This is a genomic window from Methylobacter arcticus (assembly GCF_050917435.1).
GTDB lineage: Bacteria > Pseudomonadota > Gammaproteobacteria > Methylococcales > Methylomonadaceae > Methylobacter_A > Methylobacter_A titanis.
In genome coordinates, this window is the sequence record NZ_CP159583.1 from 450270 (window position 1) to 476105 (window position 25836).

A 25836-nucleotide genomic window follows, 5' to 3' on the forward strand; every position below is an offset into this window, starting at 1 on the left:
CTATTAATGGATAATGCGCGGTTCTCAAGGGTATTTAGAGTGTTTTTTTATTATGCAAATCACGATGCTTAAAGCGAAATTACATAGAGCTACGGTGACCCATTCAGAATTGGGTTATGAGGGTTCTTGTGCGATTGACGGCAATCTTCTCGATTTATCGGGTATCAGAGAATACGAGCAGATACAGATTTACAATGTCAATAATGGTGCGCGTTTTACGACCTACGCCATTCGTGCAGAAGCAGGATCGGGCTTGTTTTCAGTGAATGGCGCGGCTGCCCGTCTGGCGTGTCCTGGTGATTTGATTATTGTTTGCGCATTTGCCATAGTGGATCAAAAGGAAGCCGAAAGTCATAAGCCTACCCTGATTTATTTTAATGAAAACAATGAAGTTCAACGTTCAGCCAGTTCCATTCCTGTTCAGGCTGCCTCTGCTGCTTGATGGCCTGTAGGCGTTCCCACGCCGGAGCGCTCGTCGTTATACACAAGTCTGTCCAAGAGCGTCATTTCGACATGGATACTGGGGATGTAGGCCGGAATAAGGCCATCCAAGCGCGTAGCGCGAGGTGGCGTTTCCGGCGATTTCGGGAGGTGTTTGCCGGAAACGCCAGTTCTCGCTGTCGCTCGAACCGGCTTATTCCGGCCTACTTCGAGATGTGTATAACGATGAGCGCCGGAGCGTGGGAACGAGGAACAATAAGCAGTTGCACGAAATTATTCACACCCTCTCAACAATATCGCACAACAACCGAGCAAATGCTTGCTGCTTGAAAGTATTCATTGGCTATTAGCTTTATGCGCTTTCAGAAACATGTTTCAATCCACACCCGACCTCATCCGTCGAGTGACAACCGCCGACGGATAGAGGTCGGTGGATTGTTCCTCCCCGTGAGCGAGGAGGTTACCAAAAAGGATAACGATGCCAATGCATCGTTGTCAAACTCAAATAATCCCCGTGAAGGCCGAGGTTTCAGACCAGCGAAGAAATTTGATGAAGTTCATTGCTGGTTTCAGTCAGCGTTATGCTTTGATCAACTTGCCCCAGCACTTTTTGCAAGCCTATTCTCTTGGTGCAGTTAATCACTAATGGCGATTTAATCGCACCTTTAATAGTCGGTTGATCGGTTTCGTCTTTGTGTAGAATTATTAAGATAAGCGTGTCAGCGATATCCTCAATTCCCAGTATGGCTTCTTCTGCATCGTTTAATTCAAAGTTATAATTGATGTTGAAAATAGAGGGCTGTGCAACTGAAAGCGTCAGGGATTCATCATCTAAAGATTGCAGCCAGAAAATGAGGGGATTGTCGCCTTCCTGATGAAATAGCTTGAAACGGGTTTGATCTTCAAAGCCGGGTATGCCGTTGGGAAAGTTAATGATGGTGTTGGAATCAATGAATTGTTTGCCTAAAAAACTAGATGTAATTTCCATAATAAACTCGGGTAAAAATGAATGTGAATGTGAATGTATAGTCTACAATCATCAGTATAGCAAGGCTGGCTTGTCATAAGCTATTTACCAGGATTTTACCCAGTCGCCGACCTTGACGCCCAGTTCACGAGCAGGGACTTCCAATTTGCCTATCGCGTAACGCGGCGTGATAGTGCGAATGGTTAATATGCCGACGGGTTGCTTGTCTTTACCGATAAAGCTAAGGCCGCCATCAAGATGTAAGTCATTGCCCGTCGTACTATAGACTGCCAGTTGGTCGCCGACGTTAAGTCTTTCCTGGGTGCCTGCATCAATAAACACGGTATCATCCTTAATTTCGATAATACGTGTTGTAAACGGGTAACAACTTAAGGACTGGCGAATATCGGTGCTTGCCTGATTGATAATTTGAGCTATTTTTCCGCCGGTTGAGGTGGCGTTAAAGCGCTCGCTGCCTACCGAATAAGTTGCGGGTATGAATACATCACCGATGACATCATCAACATAGCGTTGCTGGAGCAGTAATGCGCCGGTATATCCATCATGTACATAGACATCAATCCCTATGCCTCGTCTGGCGACGACATCGCGAGCTAAACTTCTGGCAAATGCCAAAGGTCCGGCGCCTCTCATGTATTCGCTGGATTCGACTTCTAAGTCTCTAATCACGCCGGATAACACAAATTGCACGCCGTTTGATGCGGCTATTTGCATGACTTTTGACGGACGATAGGCGGTACGGTCTTGTAATTCCGGAGCCAAATCGGCTCTTGGATATAGATTGATATTAGTGGCATTACTGCCTATAAATTCGCCGGATTCCATTAACAGGTTATTAAGTTCCCGTGGAATACCGCCATATAAATCTTGTGTTTCGTAGGCAATGACCTGTTCTTGTTTAACTAAAGGAAAGGCAGTTGCGATAATGCGTTTGCGGTAGTGGGGTGTGCAGGAATTGTCGGCAGATAATTCCACCATGGCGACAACATGATAGATATTATCGGCAGTCCATTCTTTGATAACTTTAGTATTGCTCACAGCGGCTGCGGTGTGCATCGAAACAGTATCCAGCGAAACGTTATTTTGATCGACTAAAGTCCGGCTGTGAATAGTAGCAGACGATTGCATGGAGGCTTGACGGATGGCATCCTGCAAGGCCTGTTTTTTAGCTAATAACGGCATGCCTTTGTTAATGGCAGCCTGACCTTCAACGGTAACTGTATGAGCACGAGCCTGAGGTTGAACATTGGCGCACGATAGCGATGACAAAAACAGCGATGCCAATATGCAGTTGAGTAATATTTTTGCCATTGATTAAACCGGTTTGTTGCTGAGAATAATTACGACACTGCATAATAGCCCTTAAATGCTATTTATGTTAATTTTCAAAAGTGAGTGTTTGTGGCAGTACCTGGCCAAAATGACCAAAATTATTGTCGATTAAAACCCTTAGTACTAGGATAGTTGTAACAGTCGATGGCATTGCATCCCGAACTAATACTCGATACGGTTGTGGGCGCGGTATGCCCAGCATTGGGCGCCGAAGTTTCTGGATTTTGTTGAAGACACTGATTCATCAGTTCGCTTGAACCGTTAATGCATTCATAGAATCTTGGCGTCAGATCAAGCTCCACAATTGTTTCAAAGGTATCGTCGCCGGCATAGGCGTCACTACCGATAACCGAGGTTCTTTTTACTCTGGCTCCTCGTACATAAGCATTAAGATAAACTTGATAACTGTCATGGCTGACTTGCATGTTTTCGATGCTAGTCTGGCCGCGTAATTGAATGCCGTTAAGCTGCTCGGCTAAGCTTCTGTAAGCATCCATTTTCGATGCTCGCATGGCCATTAGTTTGATTTGTGAGCGCGAATACTTATCGGATTTTTCGACGGTGCCATAGCCTGTCGCATTGATGGTTTTATTCGGCAAAAATGCAAGTGATGGCGCTGGCGGTATTTTGGCAGTAGTGCAGGCGGTCATCAATAAGCTGATAACTAACCCTGTTATCACCAGGGATGGTGTGTATGCCGTACGTTTGTCGGGAACAAACGCGGCGGTCGCCAAGGATGGTGTGTATGCCGCAATCCTGTCGACAATAGGCGCAGAAAATGCTGGTTTTAGGTATTTAATTTTCACGGTACTAACTCCTGTGTTGACTTACTCGTGTGTAGCGGCTGATAAGTCCATTCCTTAAGTTTTTAGCCCAGCTATTTTGTTGCCGGATATGACTGCCAATAGACTGCATTGCATCATAAGCCTGTTCTCCTGTATCCTGCACCGCATGCAAATAAATCTGATTTCAGTAGGAAACCGCATGCCGGGCTGGGTGCAGCAAGGCTACGCTGAATACGCCAAGCGCTTGCCCCGTGAATGTGAGCTGGTACTTAAGGAGATTGCGCCGGGCAAACGCACCAAAAACAGCGATGTCGGTCGAATTGTCAAAGAGGAAGGCGAGCGAATGATCGCGGCAATTCCTCAAAGCACCCATATTGTCACGTTGGATATCCCCGGAAAATCATGGACGACTCCAGAATTGGCCCAAGCGATGCAACGCTGGCTGGAAAGCGGGCAGCATGTCTCCTTATTAATCGGCGGACCGGAAGGTCTGGCGGACTCGGTCAAGCAACTGGCACGGGAATCATGGAGTTTGTCTGCATTGACGTTTCCTCATCCGTTGGTGCGTATCGTTGTTGCCGAACAGCTTTATCGTGCCTGGAGTCTTCTCCATAACCATCCCTATCATCGCTAATGACTGTACAGATTATTCTTGCCTCAGCCTCTCCCCGTCGCCAGGAATTGCTGGATCAGATTAAGGTAACTTACCGGGTTCACCCAGTCGATCTTGATGAAACCCCTTTGCCCGACGAAACTCCTGTGGACTATGTGCAACGATTGGCCGCAGAAAAATCTGCGGCCTGTGCCGCACAGCTGGGCGATAGTTTGCCGGTTTTGGCTGCGGACACCGCCGTAGTTTTGGGTGACCTGATTATGGGGAAGCCTAAAGATCGTGATGATGCCGTTGCCATGCTAAGACAGTTGTCCGGTAAAATGCACCGGGTTTATAGTGCAGTTTCGTTAAGGGGACGGGAGCATGGTCAGGCGATAAGTATTACCGAGGTGACTTTCAGACTGTTGACGAAATCCGAAATAGCGGCCTATTGGCAGAGCGGAGAACCACTTGATAAAGCCGGCAGCTATGCCATTCAAGGTAGGGGCGGTGTCTTTGTCGAGTCGCTAAGCGGCAGTTTTTCGGGTGTAGTCGGTTTGCCGTTATTTGAAACCGCAGAACTTTTATCCAGGCAAGGGATTAGGCTATTCAAATGAGTGAAGAAATTTTAATCAACGTTACTCCGCCTGAAACGCGCGTTGCCGTTATTGAAAACGGTGTATTGCAGGAACTCATCATTGAAAGGACCCGGCAGCGGGGTTTGGTCGGTAACATCTATAAAGGCGAAGTCTGCCGGGTGCTGCCCGGTATGCAGGCGGCTTTCGTCGATATTGGCCTGCCCAGGGCGGCATTTTTGCATCTTTCCGATTTGTGCGCCAAGGATCTGGAAAAGAAAGCGTCGGAAAACATCGAGCATTATTTGCATGAAGGCCAGCATATTATCGTGCAGGTGTTCAAAGATCCTTTGGGCAGTAAAGGTGCGCGATTAACCACGGAAATATCGATTCCGTCGCGGTTTCAGGTCTATATGCCTTATGCGCACAATTCCGGCGTGTCTCAGCGGATTGAATGCGAGGCGGAGCGCGTCCGTTTAAGAGCCTGTCTTGACGCTTTCAGGCAGGAACATCAATGCGGCGGCTTTATCGCAAGAACAGCGGCCGAATGTGTGGATGAGACGGTATTGATTGCCGATATGACGTTTTTGCTGAAATTGTGGGAGTCGATAGCCGCCAAAATTGCCGATGCCAAGCCCAAGCAGTTTATCCATAAGGATTTGCCACTGAGCATCAGAACCTTAAGGGATTTGTATCGGGAAGGTATCGAAAGAGTCCGGGTGGATTCACGGGAAACCTATCATCGCTTGGTTGAATTTGCGGAGATTTTTGTGCCGGAAATCGTGCCGGTTATCGAACATTACACCGGCGAGTGTCCGGTATTCGATATTTATAGCGTCGAAGATGAAATTCAAAAAGCGCTGGAACGTAAAGTCAACCTGAAATCGGGCGGACATCTGGTATTCGATCAGACCGAATCGATGACCACAGTCGACGTGAATACCGGCGGCTATGTCGGAGGTCGCAACCTGGAAGAGACTATATTTAAAACCAATCTTGAAGCGGCACAGACGATTTCCAGGCAACTGAGACTCCGGAATCTGGGCGGCATCATCATTATCGATTTTATTGATATGCAAGGTGCGGATCATAGAAAGCAGGTTTTGCAAGCATTCGAACGGCATTTAGAAAAAGACCGCGCGAAAACCAACATTACCGAAGTATCGGTGTTGGGTTTGGTGGAAATGACGCGCAAAAGAACCCGGGAAAGTCTGGAGCATATCCTGTGTGAGCCTTGTAGCGCCTGCGGCGGTCGAGGTGTTTTGAAAACGCCGGAATCCATGTGCCTGGAAATATTTCGGGAGATTATTCGCGAAGTCAGACAGTATAAGGTTCAGAAAATATTGGTTTTGGCGTCCAATGAAGTGGTGGAAATGCTGCTTGATGAGGAAGCGGATATGCTGGCGGAATTGGAAGTCTTTTTGAGTGTGCGCATCAAGTTCAGGGCCGAAGCTGAATACAATCAGGAACAGTATGATGTGGTTTTGCTTTGAGGCGAAGAGCGAAGGATATGCAGGAATACTTTTGTTCACAGGAACAAGGTTTTCAATGCATTAAATACCTTTTCCAGCGCCCTTCGTCTCTGTGTTTTTATTTTTTAGGTCAAAGTTTTTGAGCCTTGCACCTTGAACCTTTACCCTTTCACCTGATTCAGTGATCCATCATATTAAGCGGGCAACGCGGCATCTTATTTTTTGGTCTTTGATTGCGGCAGCTATCGGTTTGACTGGTGTGCGCCTGCTATTTTTCGGGATTGAGCATTATAAGTCTGATTTGGCTGCCCATATCGGCGAAGTTGTCGGTACACCGGTAACCATAGGCCGCTTGGGCGCAAATATGCGCGGTTTTAATCCTCAGCTGGTGTTAAAAGACATCGCTATTTTATCCCGTCTTGTTCCTTCATCGGTTGCTCTTGCCGATAACGAAAAGCCGGCTATCGAGTTTACTGAAATACGTTTGGGTATTGATTTACTGGAACTGTTGACCCGTAGGGATTTGTTGTCATCGTCTTGGGTTACCTTGGTGGGCGCCAAGCTCTCTATTAAACGACAACAGGATGGCAGCATTGTTATTGTCGGCTTAAAATCCAGTGATGGACAGCCTCAGTGGCTGTTGCAGGGCAGAAAATACGAAGTCTTGCAAAGCGAAATCAGCTGGCAGGACGAAATCAGCCGTAGTAAGCCGCTGTTGTTCAGCGGAGTAGATCTGGCGATCAGTAATGAGGGCGAGCAACACCGGCTGAATATGCTGATCAACTTGCCAAAAAAAGTCGGTAATACCTTAAGATTATCCATGGATTTTAAAGGCAATATTTTTGAGCCTTCAACCATTCAGGGGCGCGTATATATAGCAGGAAAAGCCGTTTTGTTGTCTGAATTGGCAGCACTTCTTGGTCAAACTTCAGCTTGGGATCGAATCAATATCAATGCCGGTATCGGTGATTTTAAAATCTGGGGTGATTGGCGGCAATCGCAACTGGTGGCTATGGATGTGGAGGCACAGCTTCAACAGATGGCATTGGTTCGTCAGGACAGGCAGTCATTTTTTGTTAAACAGCTGAAAACCCGATTTCACTGGGGGCTAAATAATGCTTCTTTGGGCAAAGACAAGCAGTGGCAACTTGATGTGAACGATTTTTCACTGGAAGCCCAGGATAATCCCAAAAGTACCGCTAAAAAATGGCCCTCCGCAGTGTTTAGCGCTTCCGGGCAATACAAGGATGATAATGTTTTAGCTAAAATAGCGCTGTTTGTTGAACAACTGGACCTGCAAGAAGCATCCGCGCTGGCGAAGTTTTTTGCTCCCCTGACTGATGACCAGCTTCAATTGCTGGCGCAAGCTCAGGTAAAAGGCGTGCTGGAGAACTTTTCTTTGTTTGCCGATCTGAATGCAAAATCGGTTGCCCTGAATGGCGGTTTTTCCAAAGTCGGTGTTGCGCCGATGTCGTCGATACCCGGCATAGAGAATTTGACCGGTCGAATAAAGGGCAATGAAAAACAGGGCACTATTAGCCTGACGACTAAAAGTGCCAGACTATCAGCACCGGAGCTGTTTCGTGAGGTTTTGCCGGTCGACCGTCTTCAAGGCACATTGAGCTGGCAGCAAGCAGGCAAGGTCTGGTCTGTATCCAGTCAAAGGATTGAATTGGATTCCTTGAGTTTTCAAAGCAAAAGTCGGCTCCGTATCGATATTCCCGAAACCGGTACACCTATTTTTATGGATCTGCAAAGCTCATTTTCGGGCGAAGACGCGCGTCAGGTCACGCATTATTTGCCGGTAGGCATTATGGACGAGGATGTCGTTGCCTGGCTGGATCATGCCATTATTAGCGGCAGCATGACTCATGGCGGCTTGTTGGTCTACGGTAATCTAAACGATTTTCCGTTTACCCGTGCGCCGGGTGTTTTTGAAGCGGTATTTAGTGGCGAACAGTTCGACCTGTCTTACGCTCCCGAATGGCCTCATATAACCGGTATGAACGCCGAGGTCATGTTTTCACAGGACAGTCTGACGGTTAATGTCGGGCAAGGAAAAACCGGTAACGTGATCATTAAACAAGCCGAGGTGACTATTCCAACGCTGAATAAAAGTAAGTATTTGCTGATTCAGGGTAAGGCTGAAGCGGAGATCGGTCAGGTTTTGGCCCTTATGCAGCAGATGCCGCTGAGTTTGCCGGTGGATTCGCTGCTGGAAGCGATTACGCCTCAAGGAAATACCCAGGTAGTACTGGATCTTAAAATTCCTTTAGTTGACGATGTGCCTGCCCAGGTAGATGGCATGGCGGAATTGAAAGATGCCAGATTGACAGTGAAATCGCTGGATCTGCCGGTTAGCAAAATTAATGGCCAACTCAAGTTCAATGAACGGGGCGTTTTTAGTAACGCCATTCAGGCAACGGCCTTGGGCCATCCGATACAAATTAACATTGAAAGTTCGGGTAGCCAAACCAGCGTCAACGTTGCGGGTAAAGCCGGTATTGACGACCTACAGACGCAATTTGACCTGCCCTGGTGGAGCATCGCTGCCGGGGAGACAGAGTATCGGTTAAAGCTGGCGTTGCCTTACGGCGACGTGGCTCCAGAGCTTGTTGTCAACTCGACATTATCCGGTGTATCCCTGGATTTGCCGGGAGCATTGGCTAAGACCCGAGAACAACGCGTACCGTTGTCATTGACATTTAGTTTGGGCGATAAACCGTTATTGCCGATGCTGTTAAATTACGACGATAAACTGAAAGCGGCGATGCAGTTGGATACCCGACAAAAGACTGTTTTTTCAGGGCATGTGCTGGTCGGTGCCGGTGAAGTCGTCCAGTCCCTGGATGCCGGGTTACGGCTGGAGATCAATCGCGACCGTCTGGCTTTGCAAGACTGGCTAGGTTTAGCGGTTGCTCAAGGTGCAGGTGATAGCGTCAGGGAACTGAAAATTCATAGCGATCATGCGTTGTGGAAGCAAACCGATATTGGCCTTTTCGATCTGGCTTTGAAGCACGACCGCAATGACTGGACTGGGGCTATAGCCAGCTCATTTGCAAACGGAAGCATTCATATTCCTGCCGGTTTTACGGGCACTGACAGAATCAGTCTGAACATGAAGTTATTGGATCTTTCGGCATTAAAGCAACTAGGGTCGAAAGCTGTTTCAGCTTCGCAGGCATTATCGCCAGAGCTTATGCCTTTATTGACGATCACCAGTGATAAAACGTTGTGGCAGTCAGTTGATTTGGGCCGGTTATCATTAGAAACCCAGCGCATTCCGGGCGGTATGAGTTTTAACAGCGTAGAACTAACCGGAGAAAATCAAAAGCTGAGCTTGTCGGGCGACTGGCAAGCAAGCGGAGGAAAATCGGTAACGCATACCCAAGGTCATTTGGAAGTGCCTCGTGCAGGGCAACTGCTGGCAAAGTTGGGTATTACTAAGGATATGACCGAAACCAGCGCAGTCGTTGATTTTACCGTTAATTGGAATGCGGCACCGTATCAATTTTCGTTGGCAGATTTGAAAGGCGAGATGGATATTACACTCAAAAATGGACGAATTTTAAGTATAGAACCCGGATTCGGCCGGGTGCTGGGTATGCTGGCGATGGCTCAATGGATAAAGCGGGCGCAGCTGGATTTTAGCGATATTTATCAGGAAGGTTTGACCTTTAACAGCATTAAAGGGCATTTTGATTTAGCCGGTGGAATCGCCTCTACGGATGATTTAGTCGTCGATGCCGTCCCGGCTAAAATTGCCATCAGCGGAGATACCGATCTTGTCAGTCAAACCGTTGATCACATTGTCAATGTCACCCCTAAAAGTGCGGATGCCGTACCTATTGCTGGTACAATTATGGGCAAAGTGGCCGCCTTGATTGGTCAGTCTTTGACCGGCAAAAATCAGGAAGGATTTTTCTTTGGTTCCCAATATCAGGTAAAAGGTGCTTGGGGAAATGCCCAAATTATCCCGATGCATAAAAATAATGGCTTGCTGCAGAAAACCTGGGATGGCATTACCGACTTTCCATGGTTACGGCAAGAAGAAACCACGCAGCAGTTAGAAAAATAGAACGCGGATGACGCGGATAATTAAGATTTTCATCTGCGTCATCAGCGTTCCATTGTATTTGTTGGCTGAGTCGTTATAAATTAAAGAGAGAGTAATATGAACAGATGTGCCGCCATACAAATGGCATCAAGTCCCAATATCAGCGCCAATTTTCTGGAAGCCGACAAGTTGATAGCGGAAGCGGTCAAAGCGGGTGCAAAGCTGGTGGCTTTGCCGGAAAACTTTGCCTTAATGGGCGATCATGAATTGGACAAAATTAAAGCCAAAGAAGCCGATGGTTCAGGGCCTATCCAAAGTTTTTTGGCAACGGTTGCAAAAAAATATGCGGTCTGGGTGGTTGGCGGTACCATCCCGATAGCGGGTGATGACAGCAATAAAGTGCGGGCGGCTTGTCTGGTTTATAACGATCAAGGCGAACGCGTTGCCCGCTACGATAAAGTCCATTTATTTGATGTCAACGTTCCCGGCAGCGATGAGGTTTACCGCGAATCCGATTCTATTGAGCCGGGTATTGAACCGTTGGTGATCGACACGCCTTTTGGCAGAGTGGGCATCGCGGTTTGTTACGATTTGCGCTTTCCCGAGTTTTTCCGCAAGATGGGCATGGAAATACTGATCATCCCGTCCGCATTTACCGCAGAAACAGGGGTTGCTCACTGGGAATTATTGCTGCGTGCGCGTGCCGTGGAAAACCTGTGTTATGTCATTGCGCCGAATCAAGGCGGTTTTCACCTGAATGGCCGCAAGACTTTCGGGCATAGTATGATTATTGATCCGTGGGGTGTGGTACTGGATTGCTACAAAACCGGTGGCGGCTTTGTCTCTGCTGAAATAGATCTGGAGCGTCTGGAAAAAGTGCGCAGCGCATTTCCGGCGCTGAACCATCGTCGTTTTTTTTGAGGAAAATATGCGCATAATCGTTAAAAGTTTATTGCTGATTAGCTTTCTGGTTTCCTGTTCAACCACCACGGAGGAAAGTCGTTACCGCAACACCGACAATCTTGAGCGTCCGCCAATTGTGACTAGCAGCAGTCCGGCTCGGGAGCAGCGTATAGTCGACAACAGCTCAATTTCGAAGAAAAAAGACAGTGCCGGCTTAGGTGCGGATGTTTATTTGAGTACGCCGGGGCAACTGAACATCAAACAACCTTTTGATGAAGCCTGGAATACCTTAAATCGGGCATTGAAGCAAGGCGACATTAAAATAACCGATCATGAACGTGATAAGGGACTTTTTTATGTTACCCAGAATACAACGGATACCAGCGGTTTTTTTGCCAAAGTGACTTCCTTTTTAAGCGATGATGCGGCCATCTATCTGCTGACCGTAAAACAAGAGGGCGAAGAAACGACGGTGATCGCGACAGTAGCTAATGTGAGCGAACAAAGCAGCATGGCTAAAGACGGTACGCCGCCGCCTTCTGTCGAAGGCGCAGAAGACCTGTTGCAGTTATTGTTTAAGACCTTGCGTGATAAGCTGAAAGAAGAATAACGAAGAAGATGAGAGACGAAAGGCGAAAAGAACATCGTTCTGTATCTTCCGCCCTGTGCCTTTTACCCTAAACCCTTATTAATGATTTGTTGATGGAAATATTAAACCTTGCAAGACAAGCTATTCTGATGCCTGCCGGTATACAGGATGGCGATATTGAAAAAATTATGGGGCGGTTGCTCAGTTCGCCGGTTGATGCGGCAGATATTTACTTTCAGTCCAGCCATTTCGAATCTTGGGTCATGGAAGGCGGCATCATTAAAGAGGGTAGCCATAGTATTGAACAGGGAGCCGGAGTGCGTGCGGTATGTGGCGAAAAAACCGGCTTTGCTTACAGCGACCGGATTGAACTGTCGGTATTATTGGAAGCGGCTAATAACGTTAAAGCCATCGTTCGGCAAGGGCAGGATGCAGATCCCTTGCATTGCAAGGTCTCTACCAAAACAGCCGACTGGCCTCAGTATTACTTGACGCACAATCCGTTAAAATCGCTAGAAGATCAGCAGAAAATCGATTTGTTGCGCCGGGTTGACAGCGAAACACGCAAACTGGACAGCCGGATTGAAGAAGTTATTGTCAGTCTGGTCGGCGTACATGAGCATATTCTGGTGGCAAGACAGGACGGTTCTTTGGTTGCCGACGTGCGGCCTTTGGTGCGGATGAATGTCACCGTAATCGTCGAACAAAAGGGTCAGCGCGAACAAGGCAGCATGGGCGGCGGTGGACGTAGCGATTACAGCTATTTTATCGATCAGGATACTGCAGTGGGCTATGGCCGCGAAGCCGTAAGACAGGCGCTGGTTAACCTGGAAGCTGTCGATGCGCCTGCCGGCAACATGGCGGTAGTGCTGGGATCGGGTTGGCCGGGTATTTTGCTGCATGAGGCCATAGGTCACGGTCTGGAAGGCGACTTTAACCGCAAGGGTACTTCGGCATTCAGCGGTCGCGTCGGCGAGCGGGTAGCATCCGATTTATGCACGGTAGTCGATGACGGCACCTTGGCCGGACGGCGCGGTTCGTTAAGCATTGATGATGAAGGCACGCCGACCGAAAAAACCGTATTGATCGAAAATGGCATCCTCAAAGGCTATATGCAGGACAATCTCAACGCCCGGTTAATGGGCGTGAATCCTACCGGTAACGGCCGCCGCGAATCCTACGCGCATCTGCCGATGCCGCGTATGACCAACACCTACATGTTGCCGGGGCAACACGACCCCGAAGAAATCATAAAGTCGGTCAAAAAAGGCCTGTATGCCAAAAACTTTGGCGGCGGTCAGGTCGATATTACGTCGGGCAAATTTGTGTTTTCCGCCAGCGAAGCCTACCTGATTGAAAACGGCAAAATCACCCGTGCCGTTAAAGGTGCGACATTGATTGGTAACGGGCCGGATGTATTAACCAAAGTGTCTATGGTTGGTACCGATCTGGAACTCGATAGCGGTGTCGGCACCTGCGGCAAGGAAGGGCAAAGTGTGCCTGTCGGCGTCGGTCAGCCTACGTTGAAGATTGACGGCTTGACGGTTGGCGGGACGAGTGTTTAGAGGGAATTCATGTCAAAACTAGAAAGTATAAAAGCCGATCTTTCGCTTCATGAGAAAATACTTTTTGCAGCGGTTGCGATTATGATTACTTTAGTCGGCTGGACGGCAGCAAATTATCTGGCAGTTAAAAGCTGGTTGTTATTTATGGCGTTGCTGGCAATAGTCGGCATCAGTATTTTTATTGTTTACCAGTATCGTATTATCAAGAAATTGATAAAGGAGTTAATCGATGTTTAATACTATTATCATGTTTTTAATCGCTACGGTTTTTGTCGCTTTAATCAGTTACTTTGCCTGGGATTCCTATCAAGATTTCAAGGATCACGAATCAAAATAATGAGTTATTTCTTTTTTAGGACAGAGTCGTGAAAATTAAATATTTTGAAGATACCGATACGGCATTACTAGAGTTTTCAGAGTGCCCGATTTTTGAGACTAAAGAAATTAATGAGGTCTCATTTCAGCAGATAAATCGTCAAATCGCATAAAAGCAAATTAAGAGAGCACCGTGCAAAATCAGGAACATATTAATCATTTAAAAAACACCGTTCAGGACATCTTGGACGAGGCTGTAAAACAGGGCGCCAGTGCCGCAGAAGCCGGCTTGAGCCAGGAAAACGGCTTGTCCGTAGCGGTGCGCCTGGGCGATGTCGAAACCATAGAGCATCATTGCAGCCAGGGCTTGGGCGTGACCGTTTATTTTGGTCAACGCAAAGGTTCTGCCAGTACTACGGATTTGTCGCCGGCTTCGATTAAGGAAACGGTCAGCGCGGCTTGCAGTATTGCCCGTTACACCAGCGAAGACGAGTTTTCAGGTCTGCCTGAACAAGAGCTGTTGGCTACCGAATTTCCCGATCTTGAGCTTAACCACCCGTGGGATATTGGCGTTGATGGAGCCATTGCGCTGGCCGTTGAATGTGAAGATGCGGCGCGCTCTTATCATGCGGAAATCAGCAATTCCGAAGGCGCTTCGGTAGATAGCCATCAGGGTATCCGGGTGATGGGGAATTCGCTGGGTTTTCTTCAGGGTTACGCGTCAACCCGTCATTCCTTAAGCTGTTCGGTTTTAGCGCAACGCGGCGACAGCATGCAGCGCGATTACTGGTACACGGTAGCAAGGGATGCGCTTAATCTGGAGTCTGCTGTTGACGTAGGGAACAAAGCGGCTGAGCGGACGCTCCGGCGCTTGCAGGCTCGCAGTTTAAGCACGCGGCAGTGTCAGGTGCTCTATTGTGCGGAAGTCGCTTCCGGCTTGCTGGGATCGTTTATCGGTGCAATCAGCGGCGGCAATCTATATCGCAAGTCCACTTTTTTGCTGGATGCCTTGGATACTCAGGTTTTTCCTGAATTTGTCCGCATTTACGAGCAGCCTTATTTAAAAGGCGCTTTGGGCAGCGGCGCCTATGACGGTGAAGGCGTTGCGACCAAAACACGCGATATAGTCAGCGACGGTTTTTTGCGCAGTTATGTTCTGAGCAGCTATTCCGCACGAAAACTGGGACTGCATAGCACCGGAAATGCCGGTGGCGTGCATAATTTAACGATTGATCCGGGTGCGCTGGATTTTCAGCACATGTTAAAGGAGCTCAATACCGGCTTGTTGATTACCGAGTTGATGGGGCAAGGGGTCAATATAATGACCGGCGATTATTCGCGCGGAGCAGCCGGATTCTGGGTGGAAAACGGCGAAATCCAATATCCGGTTGAAGAAATCACCATTGCCGGTAATCTGAAAGATATGCTGAAAAACATTGTTGCTGTGGGTAATGATATTGATTATCGCGGCAATGTCCGCACCGGTTCGATACTGGTTGAGCGGATGTCGATTGCCGGGGAATAAGCCGCTGTATTGAAAGGGCGACCGGCCGGATCGCCCCTACGGGTAATTCAATTAAACCGGCCGGATCGTGTCCCTACGGGTAATTCAATTAAACTGTAGGGGCAACCGGTGGGTTGCCCTTTTCATGTTTACAGTGATTTAACAATATCTTCAATCAACTGCGGTCCGCGATAAATAAGTCCGCTGTATATCTGCACCAGAGCGGCTCCCTCCGCTAATTTTTCCTGGGCATCAGCCGCAGTTAAGATTCCGCCTGCCGCAATAATCGGAATTTTGCCATTTAATTCCGCCGCCAATCCTCGCACCACAAAAGTCGATTGTTCCTTAACCGGAGCGCCGCTTAAGCCACCGGCTTCATGGGCCAGCGGATGATCGGCAATCTGGTCTCTGGCAACCGTCGTGTTGGTCGCAATCACGCCATCGATTTCAAATTCCAGTAACAGTCTGGCAATATGGCTTATTTCATCGGCTGTCAGATCGGGCGCTATTTTCAGCGCTAAAGGCACGTATTTTCCGTGCTGTTGCTGCAATTTCAGCTGTTCTTCTTTTAGCGTAGAAATAAGAGCTTTAACTTCATCGCCCTGCTGTAACTGGCGCAGGTTCTTGGTGTTCGGCGAAGAGATATTGATGGTGATATAGCTGGCCGATGTATAAGCCTTGCGCAAGCCGATCAAATAATCGTCCGCCGCATGTTCAATCGGCGTGTCGAAATTCTTGCCGATATTAATGCCCAGAATGCCGGAATAGCCGCTTTGTTTTATCTGGGTCAACAGGTGGTCGACGCCCAGATTGTTAAAGCCCATGCGATTGATGATGGCCTGGTGTTCAGGCAGTCTGAATAGGCGTGGTTTTGGGTTGCCCGGTTGCGGGCGCGGCGTTACTGTGCCAATTTCTACAAAGCCGAAACCCAATGCGGCCAGTGCATCAATGTAGTCGCCGTTTTTATCCAGACCGGCGGCAAGACCGACCGGGTTTTTAAACTCCAGTCCCATGATCTTGACGGGTTTGTGGTCAATTTTTGGATAGATGAGTTTGGATAAGCCCGACTTATAAGCCGCATTCAGCAGTTTAAGCGTCACTTCGTGAGCGATTTCCGGGTCCAGAGAAAATAACAGGGGGCGTAGTAATGGGTATAGATTCATGGGGGCGACCGTGTTGTTGGGCAAGGTTGATGGTTGCGAGGGCGATTAACTATTGGAGTGCAGGCGTCCCGTGCAAGCGCAAGCAAAGCTTGCACTCCTGTTGTCATATGTTGCCTTCAAAATATTAGTTGCAGGGGAGACCGGCCGGTCTCCCATTAAAATATTAGTGTGGGCTGGTTAGTTTATAAGGTTCCGGTACTACCTGCGTTGTGCGCTGCAACACCAGATCGACCATCAGTTGCGCCGATGCCGGTCCCATTGCCAGGCCATTTCTAAAGTGGCCGGCATTAATGTACAAGTTGTCGATCTCGGGATGTTGGTCGATATACGGTATGCCATGTTCAGTGCCCGGTCTTAATCCCGCCCAGTGCTGAACAATCGGGAAGTTGTTAAGCGACGGCAACAAATTTACGGCAAATGCATGCAGCCGGTCTCGGGCTTCTTCAGTTGTTGTCTTGTTGAAATCATCCCGCTCTACGGTGCTGCCCGCCAGTATTTTACCGTCAAGTCGTGGAATCAGGTATTGATCGCCATCCAGTACCATGAACTTAAGCGTTTCCGGCAGTGCATCAAATAACAGCATTTGACCCTTAACCGGAGCGATTTTTGGCGCATTGTCGATAGCGGCTGAAAAAAGCTGCCGAAATAACTGACCGGTCCAAGCGCCAGCAGCAATAATCAATTGGTTGACGGCGAGCTGGCCGGATGAGGTATTGATCGCTGTTATGCGGCTATTAGTGCGGGTAATTCCGGTCAATTCGCAATGTTCTATTAGCGTGGCGCCTTTATTGATCAGGTCTTGTTTTAATGATTTAACCAGCCGTGGATTTCGTGCCTGGGCAATTTCAGGCAGCCAAAGCGGCTGGTCGGGGATGGTGTTAATGTTGTTCAAAAAACCGGCATCAGCGGGTTGGCATAAAATAGCGTTAGCCGCACACCAGTTAACCGCCGCAGTCATGTCGGGATTTTTAGTGATCAGTAAGCCGCAGGGATTCCATTCCGGGTCTATCAAGGTTTCGGCAGTTAATTGGGCGGCCAAAGCCGGGTACAGCTTCAGACTTTGTAATACCAAGCGGCTAATCGCATCCGGCTGTCGCCAAGGATAAAGCGGCAACAAAATACCGCCGCCCGCCCAGGATGATTCCTGCCCCAGCTGGTTTTTATCAATAATCGCGACGGTAGCGCCAGCCTTAATAAACTCGCGGGCAGTTAGCAGGCCGATAATGCCGCCGCCAATGAGGGTAATGTCAGGGATTGTGGTCATGTATGTTGGTAAAGATCAGGGTAAAAAATAAGTAGTGTTGTTGGGTAGCGCTGAGGAATGGAAATTGAATAACGTGAGAAAATGTTAAATCATGATGCTCAGGTGACATAAAAGGCGGTTAACCCATTGTCTGTTGTACAAAATATACTATCTTCCTAGCGATTTGATTTCTAATTTAATCGCTTCATGGTTTACCGCAAACGGTTAAATCCAAATTAGCCTTGTTAAGTAGAAAATCTCTATTTGTGTTATAGAGAATACCACACTTATAGCGTCATTTTTCTGTGTCGATTCAACAACCCTCTATAGGTTAGGGCAGATTTTGTGTTTTATGCTTAGCCGAGAGTGGTGCAAAAAAAAATAATTGTGGCGTAGAAGTATAAGCTGAATAATTTGTTGTTTTTTGCGTACAGTTAATTCTTTGTAATTAGAAGGTGTTCTTACTTGTTGATAAATAAGGATTAGTTAATATTAAAAAAGTGATGTTAAAACTTGTAGGGAATTAGTTTAACTGCTACTATTATGCCCGTAGGATAGGATTTGTTGTATTAAAACAAATTTTTATAAAATAATAACCTCATGAGGGGGATAAATGATCAATAAAACTAAACTAGCGCTGGGCATTGCGACGGCAACATTAACCATGACCGGGGCATTGGTTTCTCCGCAAGCTGTCGCCGGCTCAAAATCGCAGAACCACGCTGAAGTAGCAGGCATGAGCAATAAAGTTGACGCATTGGAAGCGCAACTGCAAGCTATGCAAGCTGAGATAAGCCGATTAAGAGCGGAAACAAGCCGTCCTCGTTCTAGTGCCGAAGCCGACAAAGTTCAGGAGCTGGATCAGTGGATGACGTCGGTTAAGAGTGCTCCTGTAGCCGTAGTTGAAAAAGACCACTTATTCTCTGCTCGTGGCGGCTGGATGCATCTTAATGATAATCGTGGTTCAACATCAGGTTTGGGGGGATCCGGCTTAGGTGAAGATGTTCTGACCAGTGGAACAGACAAAGACGCTTTCTATTATGGCGGCGCGATCGATTTCAATATGAACAATAACCTGTTCGGCCTGATGGATCATACTTCGTTTCTGATGGAATTGGGTATTGAATATTCCGAATTAGGCGATAGAAAAGACAGCGGTCTTGATAATGTAATTACTACGGCTGCTTTGGGTCAGACGATAAATTTACAACAATCTGTAACGGTCAATATGTTACGTATCAATGCTTCACCTAAAATAAAATTTATGCATGGCAGCAAATTCAGACCTTGGTTGATTCCAGTCGGTTTGGACATCAATATTATCAGTCCTCCATCTGATGCGGTAACTGTGTTGAACACGGGTATGCAGTTTGGTGCCGGTGCGGAATATGAATTCCTGAAAGGCATTGTGATTGGTGCGGATGGTCGTTATCATCATACTTTTGATGATGTTGACGGTGTTGATACCGATGGCTTCACCTTGGGCGGTTCTTTAGGTTTCAAGTTCTAAGATTGCATACTTAGCGAAACCTGAAAAGGGCAAAAAAGGGAGGGTTTCAAACCCCTCTCTTTTTTTTGCGTAATTTTCGGGTGAATTGACGTTTAATGTTATTAAGTTCATACTTTGAAAAAGTAACTTGATATGGGAGCAATATGAAAGCAACCGCAAAAGATCTTAGAGTTCATTCAAAAGGGCTGCTTGACGCTGTAAGCAAGGGAGAAGATGTCGTCATTACTTTCAGGGGTAAACCTTGCGCTAGGCTTGTGCCTTATGAGGAAGTGGATAAGACAACTGTACTGGATAATAAGGATGAGTTGTTCGGGATTTGGGCGGATCGCGTTGATATTGAATCTGTAGAAGAATATATGCAGAATCTGAGAAAAGGCAGGTTTTTTTGATGTTGGTCGATACGGATGTGTTGATCTGGTATTTAAAAGGTAACAATAATGCAAGGCTGGAAATAGAAGTCTTGTCAGGTTTTTTTATTTCGGTGGTGACTTATATAGAGCTGGTTCAGGGAATGCGAAATAAAAAGGAACTTATTGCATTAAGACGAGCGTTAAGATTTTGGAATGCAAAAGTGCTGTATCTTTCTGAGGATATTTCCGCTAAAGCGATGTTTTATGTTGAGCAATATTATTTAAGTCATTCAATGCAACTTGCAGATGCATTGATAAGTGCGACGGCAGTTGCAAATGGCCTCGACCTTTTTACAGCTAACATTAAGCATTATCGAGTCCTGAAAGATATTTCGATAAAAGAATTTAAACCCGTTTAAATAATGAAAACCCTTTATCCTGAAACACCTCCCTACCACACATTTTTCCTCGAAACCGGCAGTAAGCATCAGGTTTATGTAGAGCAAAGCGGCAGTCCTGACGGCATTCCGGTCATTTTTTTGCACGGCGGACCGTGTTCCGGCACCAAGCCCGATCATCGGCGTTTTTTTAATCCCAAGTTTTATCGCATCATTCTGTTTGACCAGCGCGGCTGTGGGCTGTCGCTGCCCTTTGGTGAGCTGGAAAACAATACCACCCAGGATTTAATCGATGATATGGAGCGTATCCGACATCAGCTGGACATAGCTCAATGGCTGGTGTTTGGCGGATCGTGGGGCGGGGCGCTGGCTTTGTTGTATGCCCAGCAGCATAAGGATAAAGTCATAGGCTTAATTATTCGTGCGGTGTTTCTGGCGCGGCAGCAGGATTTGGACTGGTTTGCCAAAGATGGCGCGGGCAATATTTACCCAGAGCAATGGCAGCGATTAATTGAAAGTATCCCGGAACAAGGACGAGGAAATCCGGTGCAAGAGTTGTATGATGCAATATGGGGCGAAGACGAGGTGGCGCAAAGGCGAGCAGCCAAGGAATGGATGGCCTGGGGTGGGCAGGTGGCATTGGGTAACGATTATCAGCCGAGTCCAAAAGGCGAACATGCAACGGAAAAAATGGTTAAACAGGTGCGCATGGAATTGCATTATGCCAAGCAGCATTATTTTATTAGGGAAAACCAGATCCTGGATAATTGTGGCGGCTTGGTTGATATTCCAACGGTTATCATTCACGGGCGCTATGATTTTGTCTGCCCGATCGAAGCCGGTTATAGTCTGCATAAAGCATTGCCGAATGCCGAATATATTGTTTTACCCAATGCCGGGCATGTCGCTCAGGGTAAGGAAATGATCAATGCGCTGGTTGCTGCAACCGACAGCTTTGCAGGTAATTGATAGTCCTTTAAATTTACAATCAACTGCCCCATAAAGCGGTAAATGCTTTATCATTCACGTAAATTAATAAGCCTTCAACGGCAACATGCCTGAGGCGCCAAATTCAGCATGCCTGAGCGACTGCAATACACTCTATACAAATAAATGAAATTACATGATCAAAAGCTCCGTGAATTGGGCTTAGCCGTTATTCAGGTGGAAACACAGGCGATTGCCGCATTAGCCGAGCAAATTAATGATGATTTTGTGCTTGCCTGCAAATTAATGTTTACTTGTAAAGGTCGTGTGGTGGTTACCGGCATGGGTAAATCAGGGCATATTGCCGGTAAGATTGCTGCGACTTTAGCCAGTACCGGAACGCCCGCTTTTTTTGTGCATTCGGGTGAAGCCAGCCATGGCGATTTGGGTATGATTACTCAGCAAGACGTGGTGTTGGCTTTATCGAATTCAGGGGAAACCGAGGAGGTTTTAACGATACTGCCTATCATTAAACGGCTGGGTGTACCGTTAATAGCCATGACCGGAAACCCGGCGTCAACGCTGGCTAAGTTTGCCACCACCCATATCAACGTGGCTGTTGAGCAAGAAGCTTGCCCGCTGGGACTTGCGCCTACCTCCAGCACCACAGCAGCCTTAGTGATGGGCGATGCGCTGGCGGTTTCTTTGCTGGAAGCACGGGGCTTTACTCGCGATGATTTTGCCTTGTCTCATCCCGGCGGCAGTTTAGGCAAGCGATTGTTATTGATGGTAAGTGATATTATGCATACCGATGAAAAAGTACCCTCAGTGCCTGAGTCTGCACTGATCAGCCATGCTTTGCTGGAGATGACTGAGAAAAAGCTGGGTATGACGGCGATAGTCGATACGGATAACCGCGTCACCGGTATTTTTACTGATGGCGATTTGCGGCGAATGCTGGGCAAGAATTTTGATATACACAAAACCTCCATTACCGAAGTCATGACACCGAATTGTACGGTCATTTCGGCGGATATGCTGGCGGCTGAGGCCATGCAAATTATGGAACGGAAAAAAATTAACGCTTTAATTGTTGTTGATCAGCAGCACAGGGCGATAGGTGCATTGAATATGCATGATCTGATTCGAGCAGGTATCGTGTAATGACGGATAGTCAAAACAGGCAGGCTATTGTGGAAAAAGCCAAGAAACTCAAATTGCTGATTCTGGACGTGGACGGAGTATTAACTGATGGCAGGCTTTTTTTCGATGCTGAGGGCAATGAATACAAGTCATTTCACGCACGGGACGGTCATGGCATCAAGCTGCTGCGTCATACCGGTGTTGAGGTCGCGGTGATTTCCGGGCGCAACTCAAACTCGGTCGCACTGCGCATGAAAAATCTGGGTATCGAGCATGTGTATCAGGGCCATGAAAATAAAGTCGCCGCATTTAATGAGATTATTGAGCTTATAGGTATAACGCCGGATCAGGCGGCGCATGTCGGCGATGACTTGTTGGATTTGCCTATAATGATCAGAGTCGGTCTGGCGATTGCGGTTAGTGATGCTAACTTTGCGGTTAAACAACATGCTGATTGGTGTACGACCTTGCCTGGAGGCCTGGGTGCGGTCAGGGAAGTTTGTGACTTTATTATGCAGGCACAAGGACGTTTTGATGAAGTCTTGAATACTTACTTAAAATGACCCGACTAAACGGCAATTACAGTTATCTGTATCTGATCATTATCGCGGTAATGAGCTGGTGGTTGGTTAAATTAACCGGTTCGGATGAGTTTGGTCGTATAGCGGCTCCTGCGCACAGCCCTGATTATTTCAGCAAGGGCTATACGAAATGGGAAATGAGTGAGTTTGGCATTCCTAAAAGCAAGTTGATGGCTGATGAAATGGTTCATTACAGCGATGACAGCACCACACATATGGTGAATCCATTGATGTTTTTTTATAACGAGAAAACCCCGCCTTGGGTAGTTAAATCAGAGGCTGGTATTTTGTCTGCCGATGGCAAAGATTTGTTATTAAATGGCGAGGTCGCTGTTGAGAGGGCAGCGGCTGAAGGGGTCAGAGAGCTTAAAATATATACCTCCAATTTAAAAGTAAAACCGGAAACCAGTTATGCAGAAACGGGTGCATGGGCAAAGTTGGTCAGTTTACCAAACTGGACGACAGGAATCGGTATGAAGCTGACTTTTGCGGATCCGATTCATATTGAATTGCTTTCTAATGTTAAAGGAAACTATGAAACAAAATAATAAACCTCGCTGCTGGGCACTCCTTAGAAGTAGCTGTTATTTACTTTTAGTGGCGCTTTATAGTGCGGGTGCTTACGCCCTGGAAAGTGACGCCAACCAGCCGATCATTATCGATTCAAATACAGCGACTTATGATGATCTAAAAGGGGTTAGTATTTATACGGGTAATGTGATTTCGATTCAGGGCAGTATTCGGGTGCAGTCAGATAAGCTGGTGGTTTATTTTATAGCCGGTGAGGTGGATAAGCTGGTGTTTACCGGTAAGCCGGCAAAATTTAAACAAACGCCTAACGAAGGAGCCCAGGATATAACCGGTGAAGCGTTAACCGGCGAGTATTACCCTAAAAAGAATTTGTTGGTTTTGATTGATAAAGCCACTGTCTGGCGGGAGACCGGAGCTTATTCCAGTGACATGATTGTGTACGATCTTAAAACCTCGTTAGTTAAAGCGGGCGAAAAAGAATCGACTAGCAAACGTGTCCATGTCGTATTGCAACCGAAAACTAAAGAACAATCGTCAGTATCAGAGCAGTCGCCTGTAAAGGACAATAGTAAATGATGAAGCGAAAGACGCAAGGCGCAAGCTACAAAACGATGTTTTTCACCTTTAGCCTTGAACTTCTTGCTTAACCATGACCAGACTAGCCGCAAAACAGCTGATTAAAAACTACAATAAACGCAATGTGGTGAACGGTGTTTCATTGCATGTTGATACCGGTGAAGTGGTCGGTTTATTGGGGCCTAACGGCGCGGGAAAGACCACCAGTTTTTATATGATGGTAGGCCTGATTAAAGCAGATGAAGGTGACATTACGCTGGATTCACAGGTCATTACTCATCATCCGATGCATTTGCGGGCACAATTAGGGATAGGTTATTTGCCCCAGGAACCCTCGGTTTTTCGAAAATTAAGTGTGGCGGATAATTTACGTGCGGTGTTACAAATCCGTTCTGACTTAACGGAAGGGCAGGCGGAGCTAGTGATTGAGGAATTGTTGCAGGAATTTCATATCCTGCATCTACGCGATCAAACCGCCTTGGGCTTGTCGGGCGGCGAACGGCGGCGGGTTGAAATTGCCAGGGCGTTGGCGACTAACCCTCAATTTATACTGCTGGACGAGCCTTTTGCCGGGGTAGATCCGATATCGGTAGATGATATAAAGAAAATCATCGAACATTTGAAAGATCGCGGTATTGGCGTATTGATTACCGAACATAATGTCAGGGAAACACTAGGTATTTGTGATCGTGCGTATATACTTAACGACGGCAGAGTCATTGCCGAAGGCGGAGCGGAAGCTATCGTTGCCAATGAGGAAGTGCGTAAAGTGTATTTAGGCAATAATTTTAGCCTTTAGCTTTGGAACCTTGAACCTTGAGCCTTAAATGAAACAATCCTTACATCTTCGATTAGGCCAACAGCTGTCTATGACGCCGCAATTGCAACAGGCGATCAAATTGCTGCAGATGTCGACATTAGAATTGCAGCAGGAGATTCAACAGGCTCTTGAATCCAATATGATGCTGGAAGTTAATGAGGAAGAATATGCCGTTCAGGAAGTCGAAATAACAGCTGAGAAAAAAACTGATAATACGGATTTACTGACCAGTCAGGGTTCACAAACCGATATGCCGGATGAACTGCCCATCGATTCTTCTTGGGATGATGTCTATGAATACGCGATGGAGTCGGGTGGTAATTCCTCTGAGACTATCGAATTTGAAACACAGCGCAGTAAATGCTCAACCTTGCAGGATCATTTGTTATGGCAAGTAGAATTGACCTCGTTTTCAGAACGGGACCATGCCATCTCTATGGCTATTATTGATTCGATTAATGGAGACGGCTATTTAATCAGTAGCCCTGAAGAAATTTTTCAGGGGATGTTGGGGCAGTTAGACGATTTGGAATTCGATGAAGTTAATGCGGTACTGCACAGGGTGCAAAACTTTGATCCGGTCGGTGTTGCCGCCATTGATTTAAAAGATTGCCTCAAATTACAGCTACAGCAGTTGCCGGAGGCCACGCCTTATAAAGAGGAGGCATTGATTCTGGTTACCCGATACCTGGATTTATTAGCTACGCATGAACAGTCGAAACTGATGCGTAAATTGGGTGTTACCGAGCGGCAATTGGATGAGGTGGTGGCACTCATCAGAACCCTGGATCCCAAACCGGGCGCACAGATACAGGATTCGGATTCCGAATATGTTATCCCCGATGTCTACGTGGCTAAGCGAAACGGTAAATGGCAAGTCAACCTAAACCCCGATATAGCGCCTAAATTACGTATCAATCCGTTTTATTCAAGCATGATAAAACGGGCAGATAATAGTAAGGACAATGCCTGCATGAAAGATCATTTGCAGGAGGCCAGATGGTTTATTAAAAGTTTGCATAGCCGTAACGATACCTTATTGCGTGTTGCCCGGTGCATTGTGGAAAAGCAGACCGGGTTCCTTGAGCATGGCTCTATTGCCATGAAGTCTATGGTGTTGAGAGATATTGCTGAAGAACTGGAATTGCATGAGTCCACAATATCCAGAGTGACCACGCAAAAATTTATGCATACCCCCAATGGTATTGTCGAATTTAAGTATTTTTTTTCCAGTCATGTATCAACAGAAGGAGGAGGAGAGTGTTCATCTACGGCTATCAGGGCGTTTATTAAAGAGCTAATCAGCAATGAAAATCTGGCAAAACCGTTAAGTGATAGTAAAATAGCCGAGCTATTAAAAGAAAAGGGCATTAATGTTGCTAGAAGAACAATTGCCAAGTATCGTGAAGCGATGCTCATTTCCTCATCAAGTCAGCGTAAGCGTATTTTATAACGCTACCTGACGCTGATAACAAA

At 47.0% G+C, this 25836-nt stretch carries 26 protein-coding genes; 21 read left to right on the top strand and 5 right to left on the bottom strand.

From position 1 onward, the window contains the following. Positions 1-52 precede the first annotated feature (52 nt). Complete coding sequence (panD, locus tag ABXJ76_RS02220; RefSeq protein ID WP_432743692.1) at positions 53-442, top strand: aspartate 1-decarboxylase; 390 nt, start codon at positions 53-55, stop codon at positions 440-442. Between the two features lie 528 nt (positions 443-970). On the opposite strand, the gene fliW is transcribed toward panD, so the two are convergent. The 3 genes from fliW to ABXJ76_RS02235 form a co-directional block, all read right to left on the bottom strand. Continuing rightward, complete coding sequence (gene fliW / locus ABXJ76_RS02225; protein WP_432743694.1) at positions 971-1429, bottom strand: flagellar assembly protein FliW; 459 nt, start codon at positions 1427-1429, stop codon at positions 971-973. 84 nt (positions 1430-1513) lie between these two features. Beyond that, positions 1514-2740 (bottom strand): flagellar assembly protein T N-terminal domain-containing protein, encoded by a 1227-nt coding sequence (locus tag ABXJ76_RS02230; protein ID WP_432743696.1) that lies wholly within the window; start codon positions 2738-2740, stop codon positions 1514-1516. Between the two features lie 119 nt (positions 2741-2859). Further along, entirely contained in the window at positions 2860-3567 is a 708-nt protein-coding gene (locus tag ABXJ76_RS02235) for an LPP20 family lipoprotein (RefSeq protein WP_432743698.1), read from the bottom strand. Positions 3568-3712: 145 nt separating this feature from the next. On the opposite strand from ABXJ76_RS02235, the gene rlmH reads away from it, so the two are divergent. The 10 genes from rlmH (at position 3713) to pmbA (ending at position 15139) form a co-directional block, all read left to right on the top strand. After that, positions 3713-4180 (top strand): 23S rRNA (pseudouridine(1915)-N(3))-methyltransferase RlmH, encoded by a 468-nt coding sequence (gene rlmH / locus ABXJ76_RS02240; protein WP_432746418.1) that lies wholly within the window; start codon positions 3713-3715, stop codon positions 4178-4180. Then, a complete protein-coding gene (locus tag ABXJ76_RS02245; protein ID WP_432743700.1) occupies positions 4180-4755 on the top strand; it encodes a Maf family protein in 576 nt (191 codons plus the stop codon). Before rlmH ends, ABXJ76_RS02245 begins: the two co-directional genes overlap by 1 nt. Then, positions 4752-6206 carry a ribonuclease G gene (gene rng / locus ABXJ76_RS02250; RefSeq protein ID WP_432743702.1) on the top strand — a complete coding sequence of 485 codons (1455 nt, stop codon included), beginning with the start codon at positions 4752-4754 and terminating at the stop codon, positions 6204-6206. Before ABXJ76_RS02245 ends, rng begins: the two co-directional genes overlap by 4 nt. Before the next feature lie 160 nt (positions 6207-6366). Continuing rightward, a complete protein-coding gene (locus tag ABXJ76_RS02255) occupies positions 6367-10263 on the top strand; it encodes a YhdP family protein (protein ID WP_432743704.1) in 3897 nt (1298 codons plus the stop codon). A 96-nt stretch (positions 10264-10359) separates the two neighbouring features. After that, positions 10360-11163 (top strand): carbon-nitrogen hydrolase family protein, encoded by an 804-nt coding sequence (locus tag ABXJ76_RS02260; protein WP_432743706.1) that lies wholly within the window; start codon positions 10360-10362, stop codon positions 11161-11163. A 7-nt stretch (positions 11164-11170) separates the two neighbouring features. Next, positions 11171-11755, top strand: a complete 585-nt coding sequence (bamC, locus tag ABXJ76_RS02265; RefSeq protein WP_432743708.1) for an outer membrane protein assembly factor BamC — start codon at positions 11171-11173, stop codon at positions 11753-11755. 92 nt (positions 11756-11847) lie between these two features. Then, the gene (gene tldD / locus ABXJ76_RS02270; protein WP_432743710.1) at positions 11848-13299 is read left to right on the top strand and encodes a metalloprotease TldD; all 1452 of its coding nucleotides are present in this window, start codon (positions 11848-11850) and stop codon (positions 13297-13299) included. 9 nt (positions 13300-13308) lie between these two features. Next, positions 13309-13536, top strand: coding sequence for a hypothetical protein (locus ABXJ76_RS02275; protein ID WP_432743712.1), 228 nt, complete (start codon positions 13309-13311; stop codon positions 13534-13536). Between the two features lie 128 nt (positions 13537-13664). After that, a complete protein-coding gene (locus ABXJ76_RS02280) occupies positions 13665-13787 on the top strand; it encodes a DUF2283 domain-containing protein (RefSeq protein WP_432743714.1) in 123 nt (40 codons plus the stop codon). Between the two features lie 20 nt (positions 13788-13807). After that, the gene (gene pmbA / locus ABXJ76_RS02285; protein ID WP_432743716.1) at positions 13808-15139 is read left to right on the top strand and encodes a metalloprotease PmbA; all 1332 of its coding nucleotides are present in this window, start codon (positions 13808-13810) and stop codon (positions 15137-15139) included. A gap of 128 nt (positions 15140-15267) precedes the next feature. On the opposite strand, the gene ABXJ76_RS02290 is transcribed toward pmbA, so the two are convergent. Beyond that, complete coding sequence (locus ABXJ76_RS02290; RefSeq protein ID WP_432743718.1) at positions 15268-16281, bottom strand: quinone-dependent dihydroorotate dehydrogenase; 1014 nt, start codon at positions 16279-16281, stop codon at positions 15268-15270. A gap of 163 nt (positions 16282-16444) precedes the next feature. Further along, on the bottom strand, positions 16445-17545 hold the full coding sequence (thiO, locus tag ABXJ76_RS02295; RefSeq protein WP_432743720.1) for a glycine oxidase ThiO: 1101 nt from the start codon (positions 17543-17545) through the stop codon (positions 16445-16447). A gap of 592 nt (positions 17546-18137) precedes the next feature. Between thiO and ABXJ76_RS02300 the strand changes: the two genes are divergently transcribed. The 10 genes from ABXJ76_RS02300 to ABXJ76_RS02345 all read left to right on the top strand — a co-directional run bounded on the left by ABXJ76_RS02300 (position 18138) and on the right by ABXJ76_RS02345 (position 25813). Beyond that, a complete protein-coding gene (locus ABXJ76_RS02300; RefSeq protein ID WP_432743722.1) occupies positions 18138-19034 on the top strand; it encodes a hypothetical protein in 897 nt (298 codons plus the stop codon). Positions 19035-19177: 143 nt separating this feature from the next. Continuing rightward, positions 19178-19423, top strand: a complete 246-nt coding sequence (locus ABXJ76_RS02305) for a type II toxin-antitoxin system Phd/YefM family antitoxin (protein WP_432743724.1) — start codon at positions 19178-19180, stop codon at positions 19421-19423. Further along, positions 19423-19803 carry a type II toxin-antitoxin system VapC family toxin gene (locus ABXJ76_RS02310; RefSeq protein ID WP_432743726.1) on the top strand — a complete coding sequence of 127 codons (381 nt, stop codon included), beginning with the start codon at positions 19423-19425 and terminating at the stop codon, positions 19801-19803. Before ABXJ76_RS02305 ends, ABXJ76_RS02310 begins: the two co-directional genes overlap by 1 nt. Before the next feature lie 3 nt (positions 19804-19806). Continuing rightward, entirely contained in the window at positions 19807-20751 is a 945-nt protein-coding gene (gene pip, locus ABXJ76_RS02315) for a prolyl aminopeptidase (RefSeq protein WP_432743728.1), read from the top strand. Between the two features lie 144 nt (positions 20752-20895). Next, complete coding sequence (locus ABXJ76_RS02320; protein ID WP_432743730.1) at positions 20896-21873, top strand: KpsF/GutQ family sugar-phosphate isomerase; 978 nt, start codon at positions 20896-20898, stop codon at positions 21871-21873. After that, a complete protein-coding gene (gene kdsC, locus ABXJ76_RS02325; protein WP_432743732.1) occupies positions 21873-22415 on the top strand; it encodes a 3-deoxy-manno-octulosonate-8-phosphatase KdsC in 543 nt (180 codons plus the stop codon). Before ABXJ76_RS02320 ends, kdsC begins: the two co-directional genes overlap by 1 nt. Positions 22416-22465: 50 nt before the next feature. Beyond that, positions 22466-22981: an LPS export ABC transporter periplasmic protein LptC gene (gene lptC, locus ABXJ76_RS02330; protein WP_432743734.1), complete on the top strand. Its 516-nt coding sequence runs from the start codon at positions 22466-22468 to the stop codon at positions 22979-22981. After that, entirely contained in the window at positions 22968-23540 is a 573-nt protein-coding gene (lptA, locus tag ABXJ76_RS02335; protein ID WP_432743736.1) for a lipopolysaccharide transport periplasmic protein LptA, read from the top strand. Before lptC ends, lptA begins: the two co-directional genes overlap by 14 nt. A 73-nt stretch (positions 23541-23613) precedes the next feature. Further along, a complete protein-coding gene (gene lptB, locus ABXJ76_RS02340; RefSeq protein WP_432743738.1) occupies positions 23614-24339 on the top strand; it encodes an LPS export ABC transporter ATP-binding protein in 726 nt (241 codons plus the stop codon). Between the two features lie 28 nt (positions 24340-24367). Then, positions 24368-25813: an RNA polymerase factor sigma-54 gene (locus ABXJ76_RS02345; protein WP_432743739.1), complete on the top strand. Its 1446-nt coding sequence runs from the start codon at positions 24368-24370 to the stop codon at positions 25811-25813. The last annotated feature ends 23 nt before the right edge of the window (positions 25814-25836 follow it).